Origin of the sequence: Massilia eburnea, assembly GCF_050709955.1 — a bacterium.
GTDB lineage: Bacteria > Pseudomonadota > Gammaproteobacteria > Burkholderiales > Burkholderiaceae_D > Rugamonas > Rugamonas eburnea_A.
The window spans coordinates 101,517-120,718 of record NZ_JBNZFX010000032.1; the positions used below are offsets into that span (position 1 = coordinate 101,517).

The 19,202-nt window shown below is 61.0% G+C and carries 10 protein-coding genes and 1 pseudogene; 6 read left to right on the forward strand and 5 right to left on the reverse strand.

What is annotated here, in order from left to right; genetic code table 11:
- Nucleotides 1–57: 57 nt before the first annotated feature.
- Together ACQ4MM_RS18920 and ACQ4MM_RS18925 are read right to left on the reverse strand one after the other, a co-directional pair.
- Nucleotides 58–1,809 carry an ABC transporter ATP-binding protein gene (locus ACQ4MM_RS18920; protein ID WP_431478794.1) on the reverse strand — a complete coding sequence of 584 codons (1,752 nt, stop codon included), beginning with the start codon at nt 1,807–1,809 and terminating at the stop codon, nt 58–60.
- Nucleotides 1,810–1,969: 160 nt separating this feature from the next.
- Nucleotides 1,970–2,593, reverse strand: coding sequence for a phasin family protein (locus tag ACQ4MM_RS18925; RefSeq protein WP_431478795.1), 624 nt, complete (start codon nt 2,591–2,593; stop codon nt 1,970–1,972).
- A 174-nt stretch (nt 2,594–2,767) separates the two neighbouring features.
- Here ACQ4MM_RS18925 and ACQ4MM_RS18930 point away from each other — a divergent pair, with 174 nt between their 5' ends.
- The 4 genes and pseudogenes from ACQ4MM_RS18930 (at nt 2,768) to ACQ4MM_RS18945 (ending at nt 6,871) form a co-directional block, all read left to right on the forward strand.
- A complete protein-coding gene (locus tag ACQ4MM_RS18930; RefSeq protein ID WP_431478796.1) occupies nt 2,768–4,069 on the forward strand; it encodes an amidohydrolase family protein in 1,302 nt (433 codons plus the stop codon).
- Between the two features lie 34 nt (nt 4,070–4,103).
- The gene (locus tag ACQ4MM_RS18935; protein ID WP_431478797.1) at nt 4,104–4,625 is read left to right on the forward strand and encodes an N-acetyltransferase family protein; all 522 of its coding nucleotides are present in this window, start codon (nt 4,104–4,106) and stop codon (nt 4,623–4,625) included.
- A complete protein-coding gene (locus tag ACQ4MM_RS18940) occupies nt 4,622–5,128 on the forward strand; it encodes a GNAT family N-acetyltransferase (RefSeq protein WP_431478798.1) in 507 nt (168 codons plus the stop codon). Before ACQ4MM_RS18935 ends, ACQ4MM_RS18940 begins: the two co-directional genes overlap by 4 nt.
- A 163-nt stretch (nt 5,129–5,291) precedes the next feature.
- Nucleotides 5,292–6,871: pseudogene (locus tag ACQ4MM_RS18945) on the forward strand (methyl-accepting chemotaxis protein).
- Here the strand turns inward: ACQ4MM_RS18945 and ACQ4MM_RS18950 are convergent.
- Entirely contained in the window at nt 6,868–10,002 is a 3,135-nt protein-coding gene (locus tag ACQ4MM_RS18950; protein ID WP_431478799.1) for an alpha/beta hydrolase-fold protein, read from the reverse strand. The pseudogene ACQ4MM_RS18945 and the gene ACQ4MM_RS18950 sit on opposite strands and share 4 nt — an antisense overlap.
- Nucleotides 10,002–11,828, reverse strand: a complete 1,827-nt coding sequence (locus tag ACQ4MM_RS18955; protein ID WP_431478800.1) for a glycoside hydrolase family 13 protein — start codon at nt 11,826–11,828, stop codon at nt 10,002–10,004. Before ACQ4MM_RS18955 ends, ACQ4MM_RS18950 begins: the two co-directional genes overlap by 1 nt.
- A gap of 452 nt (nt 11,829–12,280) precedes the next feature.
- Here ACQ4MM_RS18955 and ACQ4MM_RS18960 point away from each other — a divergent pair, with 452 nt between their 5' ends.
- Nucleotides 12,281–14,869, forward strand: a complete 2,589-nt coding sequence (locus ACQ4MM_RS18960) for a TonB-dependent receptor (protein WP_431478801.1) — start codon at nt 12,281–12,283, stop codon at nt 14,867–14,869.
- Nucleotides 14,870–14,918: 49 nt separating this feature from the next.
- On the opposite strand, the gene ACQ4MM_RS18965 is transcribed toward ACQ4MM_RS18960, so the two are convergent.
- Nucleotides 14,919–16,736 (reverse strand): M2 family metallopeptidase, encoded by a 1,818-nt coding sequence (locus ACQ4MM_RS18965; protein WP_431478802.1) that lies wholly within the window; start codon nt 16,734–16,736, stop codon nt 14,919–14,921.
- A 92-nt stretch (nt 16,737–16,828) separates the two neighbouring features.
- On the opposite strand from ACQ4MM_RS18965, the gene ACQ4MM_RS18970 reads away from it, so the two are divergent.
- The gene (locus ACQ4MM_RS18970) at nt 16,829–19,162 is read left to right on the forward strand and encodes a TIM-barrel domain-containing protein (RefSeq protein WP_431478803.1); all 2,334 of its coding nucleotides are present in this window, start codon (nt 16,829–16,831) and stop codon (nt 19,160–19,162) included.
- Nucleotides 19,163–19,202 lie beyond the last annotated feature (40 nt).

Genomic DNA, 19,202 nt, shown 5'->3' on the forward strand with positions numbered 1-19,202 from the left:
GAGGCTTGCTTCAAGAGGCCGACGGCCTGGCGCGTCTGTTCGCGAGCGCTTTGTTTATCAGGCTGCGTCAAGGCTGGCCTCCAGTTGTTGGTAGCGCCACTGGCTGGCGTACCAGCCGTTCAGCGCAAGCAGTTCTTCATGCGTGCCCGACTCGGTGATGCGGCCATGCTGCAGCACCACGATCTGGTCCGCATCCACCACCGCGCTCAGGCGATGGCTGGCAATGATGGCGCTGCGAGTGGTGTGGGCGCGGCGCAGTTCTTCCAGGTGTTCGAGGATGGCGGTTTCAGTGCCGGTGTCGACTGCCGACAGCGCGTCGTCCAGCAGCAGCAGGTCGTTGTCAGACAGCAGGGCACGTGCAATGGCAACGCGCTGGCGCTGGCCGCCGGACAGGGTGATGCCCTTTTCGCCGACTTCCGTTTCATACTTGTGCGGGAACAGCAGGATGTCGTCGTGAATCGCCGCCAGGTCGGCCGCGCGCTCGACCTCCGCACGTGTGGCGACTGGCTTGGCCAGGGCGATATTGTCCGCAATCGACGCCGAGAACAGGAACGATTCCTGCGGCACCCAACTGATTGCCGCTCGCAGCGCCTGCAGGGTGTATTGGTCAAGCGAATGGCCGCTCCATTTCGCACTGCCCTGCGTTGGCGTAACCTGGCGCAGCAGTACGCGCAGCAGGGTCGATTTGCCCGAGCCGGTCGGACCGACCAGGCCGAGGGTCTGGCCCGGCTTCAGCGTCAGCGTAACATCGGTGAGCGCCGGTTCGTGCACCCCGGGATAGGTGAAACCCACGCCGCTCAGCTCCAGCTTGCCGGGCGCGACATGCGGCAGGCTGCCATGATCTTCGATGGTCAACGGCGCATCCAGCATCGGCTGCAAGCGAGCATACGCGGCGCGGCCACGTTCGATCAGCGACAGCACCCAGCCCGCCGCGAACATCGGCCAGATCAATTGGCCGAGGTACATGCTGAAGGAAGTCAGTTCGCCAATGGTCAATTCGCCGCGCCAAACGAGGAAGCCGCCCAGGCCCAGCGACAAGCCGGTCGCCGCGGTCAGGGTCAGGCCGACCGCCGGCTCGTATGCAGCCTCCCAGCGCTGCGCAGTCAGGCTGGCATCGGCAGCGGCGCCGGCCAGTTCTTCAAAGCGGTTGCTGCTGCGCTGTTCCAGTCCAAGCGCGCGCAAGGTGCGCACGCCCGACAGCGTTTCCTGCACATGGTCGTTCAAGGCGCTGAAGCGCTTCAGCGAATCGGCGGAAGCGGTATGGATGTGCGACGAGATGCGCCAGAAGGCCCAAGCCATCAGCGGGAAAGGGATCAGGGCGAACAGCGCCAAACGCCAGTCGACCCCGACCAGCATCATGCCCAGCACCAGCAACAAGGTCAGCGAACCATCGAAACCAGCCAGCATCGCTTCGCCGGCCGCCATTTCGATGGCATCGATATCGTTGGTGGCCAAAGCCATCAAGTCGCCGGTACGCTGCTTCTGGAAAAATTGGGGACCTTGCAGCGATAAGCGACGATAGAAGCGCGTGCGCAGTTCGACGCCCAATTGATAAGCGGCGGAAAACAGCTTCATGCGCCACGCGACGCGCAAGCCGTAGTTCGCCACGCCCAGCAGGAGCAGCAGGCCGATAGCCTGCCACAAGGCCTCGCGGCCAAGCTTGCCCGCCGCCAGGCCATCGACCATAAAGCCGATCTGACGGGGAATACAGATACCGATGATTGCGACACCGGTCAGCATGGCGCCGGCGGCTGCGTAAGGACGCCAATGGCTGCGGACGAAGCCACCGATCAGGCGCGATAAACTCATATGCTTAGAAGAAAAATGCTGCCGAGAGCCTGCAAGCATACCTCAGGGCAGAATTTTTCGCCGAGCACGCCCTCAGCGATGAAAGTCGGGGTCAGCTCCGGCAATCGGACATTTTGCGCAGCAAAATGTCCGATTGCCGGAGCTGACCCCGACTTTCAAATTACTTGTGAGCTTTGGCGCCGTTGGCGTGGGGGGCTTTGGGGTCGGGGAAGCTGGCGCTTGGTTTGGCTGGCTTGGCGTCGGCTTTTGCTTCGGCCTTCGCTTCGACTTTGACTTCCGGCTTGCTTTCTACTACTTCTGGCTTGGCTTCGACTTTTGCTTCGACTTTTGGTGCTGGCTTGGCTTCGGCTTTGGCGGCTTTCGGCGCTGCCGGGGCTGGAACTGGTGCGGGGACTGGCACTGGCGTTGCAATCGGTGCGGATAGCTTCGGTACTTGCACCGCTTGCTTGCCGGCTTCCTTCAATTGCTCTTGTGCTGCCTGGAACAGTTCTGCCTGGGTCTTGCTGGCGATACTGAACAGCTCGCGGTTGTAGGCGAACAGGCCATCCAGGTTCGGCGCGCGCGCGGTGCTCCTGGCGAAGAATTCTTGCGGGTCTTTCGCCTCCAGCAGTTCGCGCGCGGCGGCGGAACCTTTTTCGACGGAGGCTTTGGTGGTGCTCAGGTTGAGGGCGATCACCTTCTGCGCGCCTTCGAAGGCAGTAGTGGCGAAGTTGTTGAGGATTTTCAGCTGCGCTTCCAGCTGCGACTTGGTGGCTGCGGAAAATTGCTCGGGAATCGAAAACATATTTTCTCCTGGATCGATGGGAAATGGTGCGCTGCAATAAACCCATTCTAGCGAGGAAATATGGTAATGGAAAGACATTTTTGCCGACTATTAAAGCAAAAGTTATGCGGTGCAGCATTGCGTGCCCTGCGCAGCCTGCCTACAATCGGCCATCCTTACCTGTGGAGCCATGCGATGGATCTTGTCATCCGAAATGCCAGCTTGCCCGATGGCCGCCAAGGCATCGATATCGCCATCGACCAAGGCCGCATCGCCGATGTCGCTCCAGCTTTGCAAGCGAAGGGCGCGCGCGAGATCGATGCGCAAGGCGATCTGGTCACGCCGCCTTTCGTCGACGCGCACTTCCATATGGATGCCACGCTCAGTTACGGCCTGCCGCGCATCAACCAGTCGGGCACGCTGCTGGAGGGGATTGCCTTATGGGGCGAACTGAAGCCGCAGCTGACGCAGGATGCGCTGGTGGAACGCGCTCTGCAGTATTGCGACTGGGCGGTGGCGCGTGGCCTGCTTGCCATCCGCAGCCACGTCGATGTGTGCGACGATCGCCTGCTGGCGGTGGAAGCGCTGCTGGATGTGAAGCGCCGCGTGGCGCCTTATCTTGATTTGCAGCTGGTGGCGTTCCCGCAGGATGGCGTGCTGCGCAGCCCGACCGCGCTGGCCAACCTGAAACGCGCGATCGGGATGGGTGTCGATGTGGTCGGCGGCATTCCGCATTTCGAGCGCACGATGAGCGATGGCGCCGAGTCGGTGCGTGTGCTGTGCGAGTTCGCGGCGGAGAAGGGCTTGCGCGTCGATATGCACTGCGATGAATCGGACGACCCGCTGTCGCGCCATATCGAGACACTGGCTTATCACACGCAGCGCCTTGGCCTGCAAGGCCGCGTGGCCGGATCGCACCTCACTTCCATGCATTCGATGGACAACTACTACGTCAGCAAGTTGATGCCGTTGATCCGGGAGGCCGGTGTCGCCGCCATCGCTAACCCGCTGATCAACATCACGCTGCAAGGCCGGCACGATACTTATCCCAAGCGCCGCGGCATGACGCGTGTGCCGGAAATGCTGGCCCATGGCATCGACGTCGCCTTCGGCCACGATTGCGTGATGGACCCGTGGTATAGCCTGGGCTCAGGCGACATGCTGGAAGTGGCGCATATGGGCCTGCATGTGGCGCAGATGACCGGGCAGGACGCCATGCGCTCCTGCTTCGATGCGGTGACGGAAACGCCGGCGAAGATCCTTGGCCTTGAAGGCTATGGCCTGCAGCCCGGCTGCCACGCCGACCTGGTGCTGCTCGATGCGGGCGACCCGGTGGAAGCCATCCGCCTGCGCGCTGCACGGCGACTGGTGCTGCGGCGTGGGCAGGTAGTGGCGGAAGCGCCGCGCGCCACCGCGCGCCTCGCCTTGCCGGGCAGGCCGTCGCAGGTCGATTTCCGCCTGTCCGGCCATGCTGGACTTGCACGGAAAAATGCATGAAAATTCAGCATCATTCCTGCAGTTGGGAGCAGCTTTGAAAGACATCGTCATCCGCCTGGCCAGCGAGGCCGACTTCGACCCCATGTGGACGATTTTCCAGGAGCTGATCGCCAGCGGTGATACCTATTACTTCGCGGCGGAGACCAGCCGCGACGACTGCCACGCCTTCTGGTTCGGGCGCGGCGTCAAGACCTGGGTGGCGGTGCTGAACACTGGCCGCCTGCTTGGCATGTACCGCTTGCTGCCCAACCAGCTTGACCGGGGTTCCCATGTTGCCAATGCTTCCTTCATGGTCAGCCCCGCCGCGCAAGGCGTGGGCATCGGCAAGATGCTGGGCCGCCATTGCCTGGAACAGGCGCGGCGCGACGGTTTTCTCGCCATGCAGTTCAATTACGTTGTAAGCACCAATGTTTCCGCCGTGCTGCTGTGGAAGCGGCTCGGCTTTTCAGTGATAGGCACGCTGCCGCGCGCCTATCGGCACAAGCAGCTCGGTTTTGTTGACGTGTATGTGATGTACAAGTTCCTGGCCGACCCTAACGATTGGCCGGAGCAATGATCGAAACCAGACGACTGACCCTGCGTCCCGCAACTGTTGATGATGCCTCGTTTTACCTGCGCCTGGTGAACGAACCTTCCTTCCTTGAGAATATTGGTGACAAGGGCGTGCGCGACCTCGACGGTGCGCGTGACGCCTTGCTCGCTGGTCCTATCGCCATGCAAGCCCAGTTGGGCCATTCCTTGTGGATGGTTGTCCGCAAGGAGGATGGTGTGACCATCGGCATGTGCGGCTTGATCAAGCGCGACACCTTGCCGGATACCGATATAGGCTATGCCTACCTGCCTGCCTATTGGGGGCAGGGATATGCGTGGGAAGCAGCGTCGGCCGCGATGGAGTACGGCCGCGATGTTGTCGGCCTGCCGCGCCTGCTCGGCATCGTCTCGCCCGACAATACCGCTTCTTCAGCACTGCTGAAGAAACTCGGCATGCACTTTGTCGAGCGGCTCTCGACGGGAAAAACCGACCTTTATCGCATGGAGTTTCCCCCGCGCCACAACTAGGTTGTCGCGAAAACAGGTTTCTTGGCTTTTAATACTTTAGGGCGCATGATGAAGATTGCAGTCCTGAAGGCGTTATGTCGCCTTTTTACCTAGGGGAAAATAATCATGAACTTCGGCAATTTAAAGATCGGAGTGCGGCTGGCCTTGCTGGGTGTTTTTCTTCATGCTGGCGCTATTTACGGTTGGCTACCAGGGCTGGAGCGCCATCGGCTCGATCAAATCCAGCAACGCCCAGAGCATGCAACGCTCGGTTGACTTGACCCAGGCCGTCGATACTGCGCGCGGTGCGCAAGTCGAATTCAAGATCCAGGTGCAGGAGTGGAAGAACATCCTCGTGCGCGGCCATGATCCCGCGCAGCTTGAAAAATACTCCGCAGCCTTCGTCAAGAGCGGCCAGGCCACCAATGCCGAATTGCAGAAACTGTCGGGCATGCTGAACAAGCTCAACCTGCAGACCACGCTGGACGACGAAGCGATCAAGATGCACGAGGAGCTCGGCAAGAAGTATATGGCTGCACTTAAGCAATTTGATCCTGCGAATCCGGAAAGCTACAAGATTCTCGACAAGGCCGTTGCCGGCATGGACCGTGCCCCGACCAAGAAGATCGATGAGATTGTGGAGTTCATCGATTCGCAGTCCAAGAAGAATGCGGCGGAAGCGGTAGCGACAGCGGAAGCGGTCAACCGTTCGGCCACCATCACGCTGCTGGTGGTGCTGGTTGTAACGACAGCGGTCGGCGCGGCGATCGTGTGGTGGATTGTGAAGGGCATCACGCGTCCGCTGGACCAGGCGATCGATATCGCCAAGAATGTGGCGGCGGGCGACTTGAGTGTCGAGGTGGATGTGAAGACCAAGGACGAGGTGGGTGAACTGCTGGCAGCGTTGAAGCAAATGAGCGGCAACCTGTCAGATATCGTCAGCCGCGTCCGCATCGGCACCCAGACCATTGCCAGCGCTTCGAGCGAAGTGGCAACCGGGCAGCATGGACCTGTCGACCCGCACCGAGCAGCAAGCCAGTTCGCTGGAGGAAACCGCGTCTTCGATGACGGAGCTGACCAGCACCGTTCGGCAGAACAATGAGAATGCAACCCAGGCACGCAAGCTGGGCCGACGAGGCTTCCAATGTTGCGGTGCGCGGAGGCGCTACTGTATCGGAGGTGGTTCAAACCATGGGGGCGATCAACGAGTCCTCCCGCAAGATTGTGGACATCATCGGCGTGATCGATGGCATCGCGTTCCAGACCAATATCCTGGCGCTGAATGCGGCGGTGGAAGCAGCGCGCGCCGGTGAGCAGGGTCGCGGCTTTGCCGTGGTGGCGGGCGAGGTGCGCAACCTGGCGCATCGCTCCGCTGCTGCAGCCAAGGAGATCAAGGAGCTGATCGGCAACTCGGTCGAGCGCGTGGAAGAGGGCAGCCGCCTGGTTGGCGAAGCCGGCGTGACCATGGAGGAAGTGGTCAACAGCGTGCGCCGTGTGACCTCGATCATCGGCGAAATTGCAATAGCAACCGGCGAGCAGCGCGATGGCATCGAGCAGATCAGCGATGCCATTACGCAGATGGATACTGTGACGCAGCAGAATGCAGCACTGGTGGAGGAGGCTGCCGCGGCGGCTGAGGCTTTGCAGCAGCAGGCTGCAAGCCTCGAGGAAGCGGTGTCGGTGTTCAAGGTGCGCGAGCCGGGCGGCGGCAGCTCGCGCATGCAACTGTCGGCAAGCCGCAGCTTGCGGGTGTTGCCGGCTTAAGGCACTTTCCGGTGTGCGGCGCTGCCTGGTTTGCCGAAGAACCAGGCCAGCGCAACGTGCACACGGCCGGCCCACGATTGTTCGTTGTGGCGTCCACCTTCGTCGACGAGGAATAGCAGGTCGCGGCCTTCGCGGTAGCCGTTCTTCATCAAAGCCTGGTGGAAAGCTTCGCTGTCCTCCTGGCCGTCATAGACTGTTCCCACATCGATGTAGAACCTGACCGGCATTTTCTTTGGCGGATGCTTCACTTTTTCCTGGTTGTTCCACCAGAAGGAACTGGAAACGCCGCCGGCCATCGAGAATATTCTTGGGTAGCGCTGGGCAATGCCGATCGAAGCCAGTCCGCCCAGCGATGACCCCATCACCGCTGTGTGCTGGCGGCCAGGCTTGGTGCGGTATTGCTTGTCCACCCAGGGTTTGACCGTTTTTGCGACGAAGTCGGCGTAGGCGTTCAGCTTTCCCCCTCCGTGTTTGGGGTCGCAGCAGGGTGTGTATTCGGCGATGCGGTCGGTCGTATTGTCGATTCCAACCACGATCACTTCTTCCATATCGCCCTGGTGTGCCAGCCGGTCCGCTACTTCGTCGATATTCCATTCGGTGCCGTAGCTGGCGGTTTTGGCCTCGAACAGGTTCTGGCCGTCGTGCATATAGAGCACGGGATAGCGGCGTTTGGTGTCGCCACCATAGCTTGGCGGCAGGTAGATGCGCAGCGTGCGTTCGTTGGCTAGTTGGGGCGATTTGAATTTCTCGACCAGTTGCAGGGTGCCGTGCATCGGCGGCTTGCCTGCCGCGGGTGCAGGCAGCAGGCGTGCCGCCTGCACCTCTGCGTGGTTGCGGGCGCCGCTGCTGCCGCCGGCATCCGCGTAGCTCGCGTTGGCCTGCAGGTTGCTCATATTGTAGAAGGGCTGCAGTTCGAGCCGGTAGCTGCCTTGCTTTAGCGTGGCGGGCAGGGGAGTCGACCACGCTGGGCCGTTGGCTGGCGAGTTGTGCGGCATCTGGATAATGCCTTCCGCCGCGACCGCGCCATTCTTGTCGCGCAGCCGCAGGATCTGCACGGCGTTGGTGATGCCCAGGTTGATCTGGTGGGCGTGATTGTTGTAGCGGAGCTGGACGTTGTAGCGGCCATCTCTTGCGGCGGTCACGCTGTCTGCCGCGTCGCCTGCCGCTGCGGGGCAGAGCGGTTGCGAGTGATGGCTTCGCAAATCGGTGGCCGGGTACACTGCCTCCACGGCGTAGCACGATGGCATTGTGGCTGGCCAGTTGCCGGCGACGACGTTGGCAGCGACGAGTTGTCCGTCGCGGTACACATTGAAACGGGTGTCTTCCTGCGTTCCTGCGCCTGGTGCGATGCGAAGCACGGCTGCGCTGGCGGAGGGCGTTTGCTGAACGACCGGTTCGGGTGGTGCAGTGGAAGCGGTTTCGGGACCTGCGAAGGTAATCTGCTTTCGTCCCGGCACCAGCGTCCCCATGTCGACTTCAATCAGGTTGTCGTCCGCCAGCTCGCTCCATGCAACCGGGCTGCGAGCATCCTTGCCATTCAACTTGCCGCCGACCGGCATGTAATAGCCTTCGAGCGCGACCGCCGGTGGCAGCTTGATCTTGATATGCAGGCGTTTGCCGTGCAAGACCAGTCCGGATAACTCGATCACATCACTGCCCGCAAACCATTCGCGCCGCAGCCGCGAGGTGATGAAAGGATTGACGTGCAGCTGTTCGGCATCGACGCCGATGCCAAACACCTGCTGTATTACCATCCCCAGGAAGCCCCCCACCGACCAAAGCTGCCGGCGCGAATTGATGGCCGGTGCGGAAGGATCGCCGCCTTGCCACTCCATGTTCTCCATATTCGACAGATTGAGCGCCGCGCCTTGCAGCAAGCTGGCATAGGCAGCATCCGCCACCGCCACGTTGCCGTACTGCGCGGCCGCACGCAAGCCATAAGCGGTAACGAAAGGCCAAATGGCCCGGTTGTGATACACCGGAACGCCCGGTTGCTGCGGCCAGACCACCGGTGCGCCCAATGGCCCGTGCGGGTAGCGTGCCAGAATCGATTGCGCCTGCTCGGCGTCGGCCACGCCGGTGATGATGGCGAGCGACTGGCCAAGCCAGTCGAACTTGTGCATGGCGGCGCCGTCGAAGTGGCCGGCGGTCAGGCTGCTGTACATGCCCGCGTCCTTGAGCCAGAGCCGATCGTTGATGGCGATCTTCAGGGCGGACGCCCAACGTGCGTAACGCTGGGCGCCGTCATTGTCGCCGGCCTGTTGCGACAGCTCGGCTGCCAGCGTCAGCGCCTTGTAATGGGCGACGTTGGTGGACAGCGACTTGGACGTGGCCATGCTGGACAGGTCGTTCGGAATCCACGCCGCATACGACTGCTCGCGCCAGTCGAGGAAGGATTGCTCTCCGTTATACAGGCCGCTGGCGGCGTCAAAGGCCGCGATGCGGTCGTTCTCGATGGTGTTGCGCAGCGCTTGCAGGGCAGTGGCGGCAAACTGGGCGCGCTCTTCGGCCGGCAGTGACTTGAGCGCCTGTTCCGCGCCGAAGGCCCAGCTTACGCGGTCGGTGCTGACCGGCCAGCTGCCGCCGCTGCCGGTGTCTTGCACGATCTGCAGGCCGTCTTCGCTGCCCGCCGCCAGCCCTGGCTTGCCAAGGCGGTAGCCGGAGAGCTTGAACAGCAGGGAATTGCGTGTACGTTGCGGGTCGAGCATCGCCAGCCCGAGGTTGGCGGCATAGGACAAGTCGCGCGTCCATACGTAATGCCATTTCTCGCCGGTTTCAAAGCATTCGCACGCTATCGGCTGGCCGCCGTTGTAGCTGCCGTCACGAATGGCTTGCACCGAATCCTGCTTCATCTCCGTGACAGCCAGCGCGAACAGGGCGTCGAAGGCCAGGCTGCCGCTACGTACTTTGGGCAGGCCGGCTTGCTCGCTGAAGGCGATCGATTGCGGCGCGTTGTCGCGCAGAGCCATCGTTGTGGACTGCGTGTAGTTGCGCAGCGTCGCCTGCGCGTCCGGCGTCGCAAAGCGTGCCTTGTAGGCCCCGAACGGCAGTTCGACGCTGGTATTTGCCTGCACGCCTGCGCTAACGAAGGCGGTGGCGACGGCAGCAACCAGCAACGCGCGGCGCGTCATTACTGGACCTCCATCACAAGCACCGAGCGGGCGGGAAGCGTGAACTTGCCTGTGAGCGCGAAACTGCGGCCGGTGATGACGTCCGTGCCACTGCGCACGCCGGCCAGCATCTCGCGGAAGCGCTCCGCGTCGAGCGTGATGTCCTTGGCATTCTTGTTGAGCGCGACCATGACCTTCTGCTTGTCGTCATAACGGAAGTACACATAGGTATCCTGCTCCGGGCCATATTGCATCATCTTCCCGTGCTGGACCGCGCTGGAAGTCTTGCGCCAGTTGGCCAGCTTCTTCACGAAGGCCTGCATCTCGCGCTGATCGGCGCTCAGGTCCGCGCCGGTGAAGGCGTTCACCTTATCGCCTGCCCAGCCGCCGGGCATGTCGTGGCGGTAGGATGGGTCATCGCGTCCCTTCACTGTGCTCGGCATCAGGATTTCAGTCCCGTAGTAGAACTGCGGAATGCGCGGCACGGTGAGCGTGAAAGCCAATGCCATGCGCAGCAAGGCCGGGTCGCTGTTCACCATGCTGAAACTGCGCGCCAGGTCGTGGTTGCCCTCGAACAGCACCAGGTTGGATGGATTGGGGTAGAGGTAATCCTGCGCCAGCGTTTCATAAACGTCGTACAGGCGATAAGTGCCGTCGGTATCGCCCAGCGCCTTGCGCAGCACGTCGTTGAGAGGGAAGTCCATCATGCTTGGCGAGTTCAGGGCCTGCCAGCGCGCCACGATAGGAATCCGCGTGCTCCATTCCTCGCCCACCATATTCAGCTTGGGGTATTCCGCCAGCAAGCGCTTCGACCACTCGGTCAGGAATGCGGTATCGGAATAGCCGAAGGTATCCACGCGCAGGCCGGACAAGCCGGCATACTCGATCCACCAGATATTGTTCTGGATAAGATAGTTCGCCACATAGGGATTGGTCTGGTTCATGTCCGGCATATGAGGACCGAACCAGCCCTGGGTGAAGTTGCGCGCATCTTCCTTGCTGCCGTATGGATCGATGTTGGCGACGCGATGGTGCGCGGTCGGCGTGTATTTGCCGTCATAGCTGAGCCAGTCCTGCATCGGCATGTCTTTCATCCACCAGTGGCGGCTGCCGATGTGGCTCAACACCACGTCCTGGATCACGCCGATGCCGCGCTTGCGGGCCTGCCCCACAAAATCGCGGAAATCCTCATTGCTACCATAGCGGGCGTCGATCTTGTAATGGTCGGTCGCCGCGTAGCCGTGGTAGGAGTGGATATCCTGGTTGTTCTCCACAAGCGGCGTTGGCCAGACCTGCGTGAAACCCATGTCCTTTATATAGTCCAGGTGCGCTGCCATGCCGGCCAGGTCGCCGCCGTGGCGGCCATTGCCCTCGGCGCGGTTGGCCTTGTCCGGCATGCCCGTCACATTATCGTTGGCTGGATTGCCGTTGGCGAAGCGGTCCGGCATGACCTGGTAAATCGCATCGGAGGTGTTGAAACCCTGGCGCTGCGCCGAACCTGGGTCGCGCGCCAGTAACTGGTAGCTGTATGCAAAGCCTTGCTTGCCCGGCGCGGTGAAACGGATGTCGAAGCGGCCCGGCGCCACGTCCGGCGCCAGTACCAGGTCGATGAACAGATAATTACGGTTGGCCACCCGGCTCACGCTCCCGATCCGCACGCCTGGATAGTCAATCGATGGCCCCAGGTCCGCCACATTCGGCGCATTTACCATCAGTTGCAGTTTGGGACTTTGCATGCCTGCCCACCAGAACGGCGGTTCCATGTGCTGGATGGTTGGCGCGGCCGCATGAGCGGCTTGCAGCAGGGTGATGCCAAGCAGCGCGGCGAAGGCGGTCTTCTTCATCATTTCTCCGGTAGGAACGTCTTATTGGCCCGACAATACACGTAAATCGCATGTAGTTCTACTACACCTCCATTTGTCTATTTTTGTAGCCGAAATACAACGTAGCCAGCCGAAACCACAATGAGGGCCGCCGGGAAAGGCAGAAATACATGGCGATGATGATGGTCATTCATTGACATCAAATCTAGTTTTAGTACAGAATTTGCCTCAGAGCGTCCGTAAGAGCGTTCGCTTTCCAAGGATTCCCGTGTAGTCGAAATAAACCGGTCTGTGTAGGTTGCGGGAAAGAATGTTTAATGAGTGAGGGGACTTTGATGACTATCTTCGCCAACAAGCGAGGCAATACCGCTTTCCGACTGAGTCCGGTTGCGGCTGGGTGTGCTGTATTTGTATCCGCCTTCGCGGGCTCTGCGTACGCGCAGACTACGACCACCGGCCAGGCAGCTGACGCGCCGATGCAAACTGTGACCGTGTCCGGCATCCGCCGCGGCATCGAAGACGCGATCTCGGTCAAGAAAAACGCCACTTCCATCGTCGAGGCTATCTCCGCGGAAGACATCGGCAAGCTGCCGGATACCTCCATCGCTGAATCCATCGCCCGCCTGCCAGGCCTGGCCGCGCAACGCGTTGCCGGCCGTGCGCAAAACATTTCCGTGCGTGGCCTGTCGCCGGACTTCGCCACCACCCTGCTGAACGGCCGCGAGCAAGTCTCGACGGGCGACAACCGCAGCGTGGAATTCGACCAGTACCCGTCCGAACTGATCGGCGCGGTCACCATTTACAAGACCCCTGACGCCGGCATGGTTGGCCAGGGCCTGTCCGGCACCCTGGACCTGCAGACCGTGCGTCCGCTGGCTTTCGGTGGCCGCACCGTGTCCCTGAACGCCCGCATGGAAAAGAATTCGCTGGGCAGCATCGCTGACACCGATTCGCGCGGCGGCCGCTTCAGCGCCACCTACATCGACCAGTTCGCAAACCGCACCATTGGTGTGGCGATCGGCTTCGCTCACCTGGACTCGCCAGTCCTGGCGCGCGAAACCGGCCTGTATGAGCCATGGAAGAATGAGTCCCGTCCCGGCGTACCTGCCGGCACCATGGTCACCGACGGCATCAAGTCCCTGGCACGCAGCGGCTACAACAAGCGCGACGGCCTGATGGGCGTGCTGCAATACCGTCCAAGCAAGAACTTCACCTCGATGGTCGACGTGTACGCGTCGCGCTTCAAGCATGAAGACACCGCCAACCAGTTCGAAGTGCACGTCGGTGGCTACAACGGCAACAACACGCCTGGCCTGAACTTCGAGAACGTCACCACCAACAACGGTTCTTTCGCCACCGGTACCGCAACCGGCGTGTACCCACTGGTGCGCGGCATGTACGACAAGCGCAAGGACGATATCCGCGCCATCGGCTGGAACAACGAGTGGAAGATGGACGGCTGGTCCCTGGTGGCTGACCTGAGCCGCTCCACCGCCAAGCGCGATGAAGTGAGCCTGGAAAACAACCTGCAGATCAGCGATGCTGCGGGCAATCCATACCTTGATTCCGTTGCCCTGGCACTGGGCACCGGCGGCTTCCCGACCATGAACCCGGGCCGCGATTACAGCAACCCGGCCAGCCTGTTTGTACGTAACACCATCTACGGTTCCGGCTACGGCAAGACCCCGCACGTGGAAGACAAGCTGAATGGCTTCAAGCTGGCTGCCAATATCCAATCCTCCGGCGCCCTGGAGAAGTGGTTCTCGAGCTTCGACGTCGGCGTTCACTACTCGGACCGCAGCAAGGAAAAGCACCAGCCAGAAGGCGACATCAAACTGGCCGGCGCCGCTTCGACGATTTCTTCGGACCTGTTGTACGCACCGGTTGACCTGGGCTTTGCCGGCGTTGGCACCATCCCTTCGTGGAACGTGCCAGGCGTTGTAGCCAAGTACATGACGTTTGCCCCGACCGAAGACAAGAACTACCTGATCGCCAAAGCCTGGACCGTGAATGAGAAAATCACCACGAGCTTCGCCAAGGCCAATATCGAGCACGAGCTGGGTAGCGTCAGCCTGCGCGGTAACGTCGGCGTGCAAGTGCAGCGTACCGACCAGTCTTCGGACGCCAAGTACTGGGACGGCACCGCCCCAGCCGGCCAGGAAGTCAAGCCAGTCCATGACGGCAAGACCTACACCGACGTGCTGCCGAGCATGAACCTGGCATTCCAGCTGCCGAACGACCACACCGTGCGCATGGCCCTGGCCAAGCAGATCGCTCGCCCACGCGTTGACCAGCTGCGTTCCGCACTGGACTTCAACGTCGGCACCAACGACTTCAAACCAAGCGGCAGCGGTGGTAACGCGCAGCTGGATCCATGGCGCGCCAAGGCATTCGACCTGTCGTATGAAAAATACTTCGGCAAGAAAGCTTACGCGGCACTGGCCTTCTACTACAAGAAGCTGGATACCTACATCTTCACCGAGACCCGTACCCGTGACTTCTCGGCGCAGATCCCAGGCACCAACGCGATTACTCCGTTCGGTAACTACACTGCCCCTTACAACGGCAAGGGCGGCAACATGAAAGGCCTGGAGCTGACCGCTTCCCTGCCGCTGAACATGGTGACCCCGGTACTGGATGGTTTCGGCTTGAGCGGCAGCTACTCGTACAACGACAGCGCCATCGTCATCAAGGAACCTAGCGCCAACCTGGGCCAGACCATCATGCTGCCAGGCCTGTCGAAGCACACCAGCAACCTGACCGTGTACTACGAGAAGGCCGGCTTCGAAACCCGCCTGAGCCAGCGCAAGCGTTCGGACTTCGTGGGTGAGATCGGCAACTTTGCCGGCGAGCGTTCGCTGCGCTACGTGGTTGGCGAGAACATCCTGGACTTCCAGGTTGGCTACACCTTCAACGAAGGCATGTTCAAGGGCGTAGGCGTGGTACTGCAGGTGAACAACCTGCGTGACGCGGCTTACGAGACCTACAACGGCAACCGTAACCAGCAACTGGAATACCAGAAGTATGGCCGCACCTTCCTGCTGGGCGCGAACTACAAGTTCTAAGCGTTCAGGTGCAAAAAAAATCGGGGGCCGCGGCCCCCGATTTTTGTATTTACTTGGCCTTCGCGGCCAGTTGCTTGTTTTGTTCGTCCAGCCAGACTTTCAGCGGGGCGAAGTAGTCGAGCAGGGCTTGTCCGTCGATGCGCTCTTCGCCGGTAGCCGCTTTCAAAGCTTCAGGCCATGGCTTGGAAGTACCCATCTCCAGCATGGTCCACAGCTTCTTGCCTGCTTTTTCACTGCCGTAGATCGAGCACTGATGCAGCGGGCCGGTGTAGCCGGCTTCCTTGCACAGGGCGCGGTGGAACTGGAACTGCAGCAGGTGGGCCAGGAAGTAGCGGGCGTAAGGCACGTCGGCAGCAACGTGGTACTTGGCGCCGGCGTCGAAGCCGTCAGCCAGCATCGGCAGCGGACGCTTCACGCCCATGTACTGCTCGCGCAGCTGCCACCAGCTCTTGTCGTAGTCCGCTGGCTTGGTCTTGCCGCTGTAGACGTCCCAGCGCCATTTGTCGACCGAGTAGCCGAACGGCAGGAAGGCAACCTTGGCCAGGGCGCGCTTCAGCAGCACGCCGATATCGGCGTTCGGGTCCGGGTTCTCGTTCATCAGGCCGACCTTCTTCAGGTAGCTCGGGGTGATGGACAGCGCAATGGTGTCGCCGATCGCTTCGTGGAAGCCGTCGTTGGCGCCGGTGCGGAACAGGTTGGATTGGTTCTTGTAAGCCAGGTCGTAATAGATATGTCCCAGCTCATGGTGGATGACGGCAAATTCTTCTTCGGTCGGACGGATGCACATCTTGATGCGCACGTCGTCCTTGCCATCGAGCTGCCATGCGGAAGCGTGGCACACCACGTCGCGGTCGCGCGGTTTTTCGAGCAGCGAACGCTGGTAGAAGGTTTCCGGCAGCTTAGGCATGCCCAGCGAGGTGTAGAAACGCTCGCCGTATTGCACCATCTCTTTGGCGCTGGTCTTGCGCTCTTCCAGCACCTTGCTCAGGTCGAACTTGGACGCGCCGGTGGCAGGCATCAGCAGCGGGTAGATGTTCTCCCAGCTCTGGCTCCACATATTGCCGAACAGGTGGGCCGGGATCGGGCCGGTCAGCGGCACCTGGTCAGGCCCGTAGGTTTCGCGCAGCTTGTAGCGGGTATAGGTGTGCAGCGAATCGTACAGCGGCTTCACCTGCTGCCAGATGCGCTCCATCTCGGCCGAGAATTCTTCCGGCTTCATGTCGTAGCCCGAGCGCCACAGGGCGCCGGTGTCGGCGTAACCCATTTCGCGCGCACCCTTGTTGGACAGCTCAACGTAGTCGGTGTACAGCTTTTTGTAGGAAGGCGACTGCATGTGCCAGCCGTTCCAGGCGTCCAGCAGGACTTTAGGATCGCGGCTGTTGGCCAGGGTCTTTTCCAGTTCGCCCAGCGCCTTGCAATCGTCTTTGGTCGGGCAGTACTTGGCCTTGCCATAGGCGCCATTCAGTTTGGCGTTGGCATCGGCGTAAGCCTGGCGCTCCTTTGGATCCGGCAGCATCAGCGTCAGTTGCAGCAGCTTGATCTTGCGCGCCTCGTCGTCGGCCAGTTTCGTGCCGTTAAAGCGGCGGGCTTCCAGCGCGGCCTGTCCGGATGCATCCAGCTGCTGCTCGCCAAAGTAAGCGGTCAGCGCTTCGGTGTCGTCGGTAATGAAGTTCTGCGCAACCCAGGCGGCCTTATTGCCGTCATTGCCAAGCTTGTCGAATTTTTCTTCGGTCTGGGCGATGAACTTCTTCGCTTCGGCAGGGGTGCCTTTGCCTTTTTTCGGGGCTGGTGCGGCATGGGCGAAACCCGCTGCCAGTGCCAGGCCCAGTGCCAGGACCATCGGTTTTTTCAGTATCGTTTTATTCAATTCAATCTCCTCTCAGATAAAACTGCCCGCTAATATATCACTCCATGAAACTAATTAAATTTGCAATATTGGCCCTTATTAGCCAAGCCGCCATGGCGCAAAACGCGGATCGCCATTTCTTATCTGCCGCGAAAAATGGAAATGCCCTGGAAATCGGCACAAACGACGGCAGCTATGTCATCAGGCCGTACTCCGCAGCAGTGGTGGAAACCACCTTCATTCCCAAGGGCGAAGTGGCTGATGCGGTGTCTCACGCGGTTGTGTTGCCGCCGGCTGCCGTTGCCAGCACGCTGCGGGAGGAGGGCGGAGTGCTTGAATTCGCCACGCCTGGCATTACCGTGCGCGTGGAGAAACAGCCATTCCGCATCAGCTATTTGTATAAGGGCCAGCCCCTGGTGGCCGAGAAGCGCGGTTATCGCCGCGATGGCAGCATGGAAGCGATCGAGTTCGCACTGGATGGCGACGAAGCCCTGTACGGCGCGGGCGCCCGCGCCACCGGCATGAACCGCCGCGGCAACCGCTTCCAGTTATACAACCGAGCTCACTATGGCTATGAAGCGCGTTCGCAGCTGCTGAATTTCACCATCCCGATGGCGCTGTCGTCGAAAAAGTACGCCATTCACTTTGATAACCCGCAGACCGGCTACCTCGATTTCGACAGCAGGAAGGACGGCACGCTGTCGTATGAGACCATCGGCGGCCGCAAGACTTACCAGGTGATCGCAGGCGAGCAGTGGGAGGACGTGGTGGCCAACTACACCAGCCTGACCGGCCGCCAGCCGCTTCCGCCGCGCTGGGCCTTCGGCAATTTCGCCAGCCGCTTCGGCTATCACACGGAAGCGGAAACCCGCTCGGTGGTCGACAAGTTCATTGCCGACAAGATCCCGGTCGATGCCGTGGTGCTGGACCTGTACTGGTTCGGCAAGACCGTCAAAGGCACCATGGGCAACCTGGCCTGGGACAAGGAGAGTTTCCCGAACCCGAAAGGCATGATGGCCGACCTGGCGGCGAAGGGGGTGAAAACTGTGGTCATCACGGAGCCTTTCGTGCTGACCACGTCGAGCCGCTGGCAGGAAGCGGTTGAACAGAAAGTGCTGGCTACCGACACTGCCGGGGCGCCTTTCAAGTATGACTTCTACTTCGGTAATACCGGCCTGGTCGACCTGTACCGCCCCGAAGGGCGCGACTGGTTCTGGAATATCTACAAAGAGCTGAAAGAGGGCGGCGTAGCCGGCTGGTGGGGTGACCTCGGCGAGCCGGAAGTGCATCCTTCCGCGCTGCGGCACGGCAGCAATGGCCAGCTTGGAGCCGACCAGGTCCACAATATCTACGGCCACGATTGGGCGCGCCTGATTGCGGAAGGCTACAAGAAGGACTTCCCGAACGAACGTCCCTTCATCCTGATGCGCGCCGGATATTCGGGTTCGCAGCGTTTCGGCATGATCCCATGGTCCGGCGACGTGCAGCGTAGCTGGGGTGGCCTGCAGTCGCAAATGGAAATCGCGCTGCAAATGGGTATGCAGGGCCTGGCTTATATGCATTCCGACCTGGGCGGCTTCGCCTCGCCGATGCTGGACGATGAACTGTACGTGCGCTGGCTGCAATACGGCGTGTTCCAGCCGGTGTTCCGCCCGCACGCGCAAGAGGAAGTGCCGGCCGAGCCGGTGTTCCGCGCAGGGCGTGCCAAATCGCTGGCGCGCGATGCGATCCGCCTGCGCTACGCCATGCTGCCATATAACTACAGCGCAGCCTTCGACAACAGCCAGACCGGCTTGCCGCTGATGCGCCCGATCATGTTTGAGGGCGGCGACAATGGCGTGGCAGCGACCTTCTTGTGGGGCAGGGACTTCCTGGTGGCGCCGGTCACCGAGCCGGGTGTCCAGCGCAAGGAAGTGAACTTCCCGGCATCGGCCAAGGTCTGGTTCGACTTCTACAGCGGCGCTGCGCACAAGGGCGGCATCAATGAAGTGGTGCCGGTGGTTGCCGAGCATATTCCGGTCTTCGTGCGCGCCGGGGCCTTCGTGCCACTCGCAAAGGTAGTCCAGACCACCCGCGACTACAGCACCAAACAGGTCGAATTGAATTACTACTACGACGCCAGCGCAGGTGCTACCAGCGGCAAGCTGTATGACGACGACGGCGCAACCGCCAACGCTTACGAGCAGGGCAAGTACGAGATCGCCCATTTCGCTGGCGCTGCATCGGCATCGGGCTTCGAAATAGGCATCGAGCCGGAGACTGGCAAGGCGTGGCAGCCGGTGTTACGCGCTTATGTGGTCAAAGTGCACAATGTGGCTAAACGCCCGCGCAGCGTGAAGCTGGATGGCAAGGCCGTGGCGTCTCGTTGGGATGTCCGTTCCCGCACACTGGAGCTGGCATTGCCAGCGCGTAGTGCAATGAAGGCAAAATTGGCGGTAACTTTGTAGCCTGACTACAAAAACGTCGTAAAACCGCGAATTTACGGGC